Origin of the sequence: Sphingopyxis sp. (assembly GCF_016463645.1) — a bacterium.
GTDB lineage: Bacteria > Pseudomonadota > Alphaproteobacteria > Sphingomonadales > Sphingomonadaceae > Sphingopyxis.
In genome coordinates this window covers 1-5,785 of the sequence record NZ_JAEMQX010000169.1, presented here as the reverse complement: position 1 = coordinate 5,785, position 5,785 = coordinate 1, and the positions used below count along the sequence as shown (strand labels likewise).

The 5,785-nt window shown below is 66.3% G+C and carries 7 protein-coding genes; 5 read left to right on the top strand and 2 right to left on the bottom strand.

Features of this window, described 5'->3' with window-relative positions; all coding sequences use genetic code 11:
- Both JHC57_RS20305 and JHC57_RS20300 read right to left on the bottom strand, forming a co-directional pair.
- Window positions 1-592: hypothetical protein (locus JHC57_RS20305; protein WP_294032406.1), on the bottom strand; the 592-nt coding region annotated here is incomplete at its 3' end.
- The gene (locus JHC57_RS20300; protein WP_294032405.1) at window positions 589-1,644 is read right to left on the bottom strand and encodes a COX15/CtaA family protein; all 1,056 of its coding nucleotides are present in this window, start codon (window positions 1,642-1,644) and stop codon (window positions 589-591) included. The genes JHC57_RS20300 and JHC57_RS20305, both read right to left, overlap by 4 nt.
- Before the next feature lie 97 nt (window positions 1,645-1,741).
- Here JHC57_RS20300 and JHC57_RS20295 point away from each other — a divergent pair, with 97 nt between their 5' ends.
- The 5 genes from JHC57_RS20295 to JHC57_RS20275 all read left to right on the top strand — a co-directional run bounded on the left by JHC57_RS20295 (window position 1,742) and on the right by JHC57_RS20275 (window position 5,681).
- Complete coding sequence (locus tag JHC57_RS20295; RefSeq protein ID WP_294032404.1) at window positions 1,742-2,674, top strand: M48 family metalloprotease; 933 nt, start codon at window positions 1,742-1,744, stop codon at window positions 2,672-2,674.
- A 56-nt stretch (window positions 2,675-2,730) separates the two neighbouring features.
- On the top strand, window positions 2,731-3,267 hold the full coding sequence (gene msrA, locus JHC57_RS20290; RefSeq protein ID WP_294032403.1) for a peptide-methionine (S)-S-oxide reductase MsrA: 537 nt from the start codon (window positions 2,731-2,733) through the stop codon (window positions 3,265-3,267).
- Between the two features lie 173 nt (window positions 3,268-3,440).
- Window positions 3,441-3,944, top strand: coding sequence for a YfiR family protein (locus JHC57_RS20285; protein ID WP_294032402.1), 504 nt, complete (start codon window positions 3,441-3,443; stop codon window positions 3,942-3,944).
- Entirely contained in the window at window positions 3,941-5,167 is a 1,227-nt protein-coding gene (locus JHC57_RS20280; RefSeq protein WP_294032401.1) for a diguanylate cyclase, read from the top strand. Before JHC57_RS20285 ends, JHC57_RS20280 begins: the two co-directional genes overlap by 4 nt.
- A gap of 16 nt (window positions 5,168-5,183) precedes the next feature.
- Window positions 5,184-5,681 (top strand): OmpA family protein, encoded by a 498-nt coding sequence (locus JHC57_RS20275; RefSeq protein ID WP_294032400.1) that lies wholly within the window; start codon window positions 5,184-5,186, stop codon window positions 5,679-5,681.
- Window positions 5,682-5,785: the final 104 nt, after the last annotated feature.

Here is a 5,785-nt window from a genome sequence, read left to right as displayed (position 1 = left end):
ACACGCTGCTGCCCCTGTCCGGCGTCGAAAGGGGAATGGCATCGTTCGCCGGCGCGATCAGCGCCCGGATGTCGGCGGTCGCCAGCCGGTCGCGCTCGGCGGGGGGGAGTGCGGCGATCAGCTCCGCCAGCTGTTTCGCCTCGGACCGGCCGCCCACGGCTCCGGTCGCCTCGATCCGCGCCGCGACCCGCTCCCATAGTTGCTCGGGATCGACCAGGTCGATACGCCTGCCGTCGGGCGCGACGAGATAGGCCATCGTCTCACCGACGAGCGGCTGCAGCATCATCGTCAGCGTATGCGTAACTTCAGGCCGGGCATCCGAATCAATCCGTTGTAATACGGCTTCCAGGCGATAGCCGCGGCCCATCCGCTGCCACTGCAGCGCATAGAGCAGAGCGAAATTGATCAGCGTTCCGTCGCGGCCGATACGGCGCGTCGTGACACGATAGGTCATCGGCGTGTCGACCGGCGGCGCGAACCCGAATTGCGTCGCCACAACCGCCGCGCGCGCGTTTTCGCCTGCCGGGCCCGGCAGGGGCTGCACCGCCAGCGCCAGCAGCAAGACACCGCCGAGGCTGCCAGCCGCGGTCACGGGGCGCGGCCACCCAGCCGGTGCAGCGACGCAGCGGCGATCGCGACGAGGATCGCGCCCGTCACCTGATGCAGCACCGCGATCCACATCGAAACGCCCGAGATCACCGTCCAGATGCCAAGGATCATCTGGGCCGCGACGACCGCGACGAGCAGCCGCGCCTCGACCCGCGCGCCGCGCCGGGACAGGATGCGCGCCAGCAGCAGGAGCACCGCCGCCGCGATCCACGACCACCAGCGATGCAGGAAATGGATCAGGAACGGATCGTTGGTCAGCGCGAGCCAGGCGCCGCCCGACCAGTCGATGCCCTCGGGCACGAAATTGTCGTTCATCAGGGGCCAACTGTTCGCGACATATCCTGCGTTCAGCCCCGCAACCCATGCGCCGAGGAGCAGCTGGACAAAGAGGATCGCAACGATGCCCATGGCCGGACCCGTCAATCGTGCCGGCCGCGCCGACGGGTCGCGCGCCAGCGCGCCGAGATCGCGCGCGGTCCACACGAGCCCGGCAAGCAGGAACAGCGCGGTCAGCAGGTGCGTGGCGAGACGAAAATGGCTGACGTCGATCCGATATTCGAGCCCCGAGGCAACCATCCACCAGCCGATCGCGCCCTGCAATCCGACGAGCGCAGCGAGCGCCAGCAGCCGCCATGCATAGCCCGCGGGAATCGCCCGGCGCCACGCGTACCAGATGAGGGGCAATATCAGCGCCATACCGACGAGACGGCCCAGAATGCGGTGCAACCACTCCCAGAAAAAGATCGCCTTGAATCCGGCGAGCGTCATGCCGAGGTTGATCTCCCGATATTCGGGGATCTTCTTGTATTTTTCAAACTCCGCGATCCATCCGGCCTCGGTCAGCGGCGGAATCACGCCCGAGACCGGGCGCCATTCGGTGATCGACAATCCGGATTCGGTGAGGCGCGTAATGCCGCCGACGCCGACCACGACGATCACGAGCAGCGCGACAGCCCAGAGCCAGCGCGCAAGCGCCGCCGGGCGAGCTTCGCTGGCGACGCGATCGACGGCGGAATTGAGCGAAACTTCAGTCATCGGCGCCCTATCGGCCCTTGCCAGGCGATAGGCAAGGGGTCGCGGCAAAGGCTGCAAATTTCATGGCCGTGACCCGGAGCGGTTGATACAGGGCGGCATGCAAAAGCTCGCAGCCCTCATCGCAGCCGCCGCACTTGCGCTGTCACCGGTCGCGGCCGCTGCGAAGGGTGGCCGGGCGGCATTCTATGCCGCGCTCGCCGAGCAGGAAACACGGCTGGCTGCGATCGCCCATCGGCTGACGACCGCAAGCGCACGCTGGTGCCCCGCACTGACGCCACAGCCCGGCTGGATCCTCGGCGATCTTCGCCAATTCCCGAACGGCGACCGCGGCGCGGCCAGCGAAATTTATGGCGACGCCGACGGGCCGTTCATCGCCGCCGTCGCTCCGGGATCGCCGGCCGAACGCGCCGGATTGACGCGCGGCACCCGAATCGCCGCGATAAATGGCGACGCGATTTTGCCGGCAGGCGACGGACCGACGATCCGGATCGATACGGCGCTGGTAAAGCTCTACACGCTCGATCCAGCCGCCGCATGGACGATCACCGGTGCCGATGGGCGCCTATACCATATCGCGCCGGCGCCGGGTTGCGCGAGCGCCTTTCGTATCGAGCTTCGCGGCGCGCAGGCGGCGGCGAACGGCATATTGGTGCGCGTGACGCAGAAACTTGCCCGGTCGATCGCGGAGGATGACGAGCTTGCCGCGGTGGTCGCGCACGAACTGGCCCATAATATCCTGCGCCACCGCGACCGGCTGGGGGGCGACCGTTCCGCCGCACGCATCCGGCAGACCGAGTTCGAGGCCGACCGGCTGGCGGTGTGGCTGATGGCCGACGCGGGTTACGATCCCGCCGCGGCGATCCGCTTCTGGCAACGGCACAAGCGCCCCCTGATCCGCGCGGCATCGCACCCGCCACGGAGCGAACGCATCGTCGCGATCAAAGCCGAGATGACAGCAATGACGGCGGCCCGCGCCGCCAGCATTACGGCCCGCCCCTCACTGGTCGACGCCGTGCCGCCCTTGGAATGACGGAGCAGGCATCCTATTTTGACGGCATCCCATCCTTCCCGAACAAGGACCGAGCCATGACCCGTGAGACCGCCATCTTTGCCGGAGGCTGCTTCTGGTGCACCGAAGCCGTCTTCCAGTCGCTCGACGGCGTCGATGGCGTCGAAAGCGGCTATATCGGCGGCGGCGTGGCCAATCCCACCTACAAGCAGGTATGTGGCGGCGACACCGGACACGCCGAGGCGATCCGTATCAGCTTCGATCCCTCGGTCATCAGCTATGACGACCTGCTCGACGTCTTTTTCGCCACCCACGACCCCACCCAGCTCAACCGCCAGGGCAACGACATAGGCACGCAGTATCGCAGCGCGATCTTCCCGCTCGACGCCGCGCAGACCGACGCAGCGCGCGCCGGAATCGAGCGGGCCACGGCCGACTGGCCGGCCCCCATCGTCACCACGATCGAAAGCGCGTCCGAATGGTATCCGGCCGAGGATTATCATCAGGCCTACTGGGAGGGCGAGGGCCAGCGCAATCCCTATTGCATGGCGGTCATCCCGCCGAAGCTGGCTAAACTGCGCAAGGGATTCAGTGACCGATTGCGCGGCGCATAGAAGAGCGAAGATGCATGCGGTCGCTGTTGCAATATGGCCGCATGACGTCACTTTTCATTGACTTTCCAATTGTTTTGACTAGCGGACGCGCCTTCGCTGGGGCAGGATGCCCCTGAAACGCAGTTGGGGGCGCTCGCCAGGTGCTGGCATCACTGTTTCTGATAGGCGCGTTGGTGACAACGCCGCAGATGGCGGTTCAGGCCGCCGGCCAGACGATTGTCGAGGACGGCGCGGGCGGAATGACCCGCGCGGTCAACCGGATGGTGGGCGGCATCGTCAGCTATGCGCGCTGGCCCGACGGATCGTCGGCGACCACGCGCGTCATGTGCCTCGTAGGGACGCCGCGGCTGAGCGATCGGATGACGCCCGATGTGCCGGGTCCAGGATCGGTCGCAGTCCGCCGCATGAACGCGGCTGCCGTCACGCCCGATTGCGATATCCTGTTCCTTGGCCGGATGCCGGTCGCCGATCGGCGGCAACTCATCGCGTGGGTACGCGGGCGCCCGGTCCTCACGATCACCGACGATGATGCCGCATGCATTTACGGCGCGATGTTCTGCCTGAACAACAAGGCGGGCAGCCTCAGCTTTTCGGTCAATATCGATGCGATCGGCCGCGGTCCGCTGCGGATCGATCCGCGCGTGCTGCGGATCGGCGGCGGTGGAGGCGGCGTATGACCGGCCGGAACCCCATCCCGCCGATCGAACGGATCGGTGCGCGCACGACGCTGCAAAAACTGCTGTCGCGCTTTCATTTCGGTATCACCCTTTTTGCCGTGGCGCTTTCCGGCCTCACCATCCTGCTCGCCGGGGTGACTGCGCTGCGCGGCTATGCCGATCGCAATATGGAACTTGCGGCGCAGCTTGGCGCCTATGGCGTCGAACCGGCCCTCGTGTTCAACGACGCGCAGGCGGCGCGCGAGGGGCTTGAGCCGCTCACCCGCATCCCCGGGATCGCGCGCCTGAGGGTGCTGAACGATGTCGGACGTCCTCTCACCCAATGGACCTCGCCCGCGGCCGATCCGGCACCGCTGCTCACCCGTATCTTCTTTGCGCGCCCCTTTGCCGTCACGGTCCGGCGCAACGGATCTGTGATCGGCACGATCGAGGTGTGGGGCGACAGTTCAACGCTGATCGACTATGTCCGCATCGGCCTGCTGGCGGGCTTGGGTTGTCTGTTGATCACGGCTTTCGGCACGATCTTCCTGGCGCGCCGGTTCGAATATGAACTGGTAAAACCGCTCAACGAGATTGCCACCGTGGCGCATGACGTGCGCCTGCACCGCCGTTTCGACAAACGCGTCCAGTCGCTCGGCATCGCCGAACTCGACCGGCTGGGGGGCGATATCAACGCGTTGCTCGACGAATTGCAGGGTTGGCAGGGGCACATGGAAAGCGAGCGCGCGATGCTCGCCCATCGCGCGTCGCACGACACGCTGACCGCCATGCCGAATCGCGACGCCTTCGACGAACAGCTTTCGCTACGCATCCAGTCGGCCGGGGACCGCGGCGGTCGCTTTGCGCTGCTGTTCATCGATGCCGACAACTTCAAGGCGGCAAACGACAATTTCGGCCATGCCGCCGGCGACGCCGTTCTTGTCGCCCTTTCCGCGCGGATCAAGGAAACGCTGCGCAAGGGCGACTTCGCGGCGCGTATCGGCGGCGACGAATTTATCGTCATCATCGACCCGCTCGACGGGGAAACCCGGGCCGAAGAGCTGGCGAACCGGATTCGGACCAGCGTCGCCGAGCCCGTGCTCCTGCCCGGCGGCGAGACCTATCGCGCCGCAGTCAGCGTGGGCGTGGCGCTCTTTCCCGATAACGGCAGCGACGCAACCGCCCTCCTCACCGCCGCCGATGCCGCAATGTATGCCGACAAGATGACCAACCGTTCCAGATGACCAGCGGAGAGACGCCGTGACATACGCCTTCCCCCATAAGATCCGCCTCGTCCTGATCGGGCTTTTCGCGACGTTGCTCGCCGCTTGCCAGAGCGCGCCGCCCGCGACCGGACTCAGCGCGGCCCAGATTGCCATGCTCAGATCGGAAGGTTTCGTGGAAAGCGGCCCCGGTTGGGAATTGAGCATGCCCGAGCGGCTGCTGTTCCCGTCGAACGAAAGCGGCCTGCCCGCCGATCAGCAACAGCGGATCGCCGACATCGCATCCAAGCTCGCCTCGGTCGGGATTATGACCGCGCGGATCGAAGGGCATACGGATTCGACCGGGACATCGGCCTATAATCTGACCCTGTCGCAGGCGCGTGCGGAGGCTGTCGCGGCGCCGATGCAAGCGGGCGGCATGCGCTTCACGGCGGACCAGGTCGTCGGTCGCGGCGAAACATTGCCGCTGTCGAGCAACGCCACCGCCGAGGGGCGGCAGGACAACCGCCGGGTCGTGGTGATCGTCACCCCCTGATGGTGGTGGAGCCGGGTCTTTGCCGCTCTTTTCTTGACCGAAGTTCGCAGCTAGTCCGTCCCCGATGAAACCGATCCGCAAAGCCGTCTTTCCCGTTGCCGGTC

Coding starts and splice junctions, on each gene's coding strand:
- JHC57_RS20300 (WP_294032405.1), bottom strand. CDS start 1,644: ATGACTGAAGTTTCGCTCAATTCCGCCGTCGATCGCGTCGCCAGCGAA.
- JHC57_RS20295 (WP_294032404.1), top strand. CDS start 1,742: ATGCAAAAGCTCGCAGCCCTCATCGCAGCCGCCGCACTTGCGCTGTCA.
- msrA (WP_294032403.1), top strand. CDS start 2,731: ATGACCCGTGAGACCGCCATCTTTGCCGGAGGCTGCTTCTGGTGCACC.
- JHC57_RS20280 (WP_294032401.1), top strand. CDS start 3,941: ATGACCGGCCGGAACCCCATCCCGCCGATCGAACGGATCGGTGCGCGC.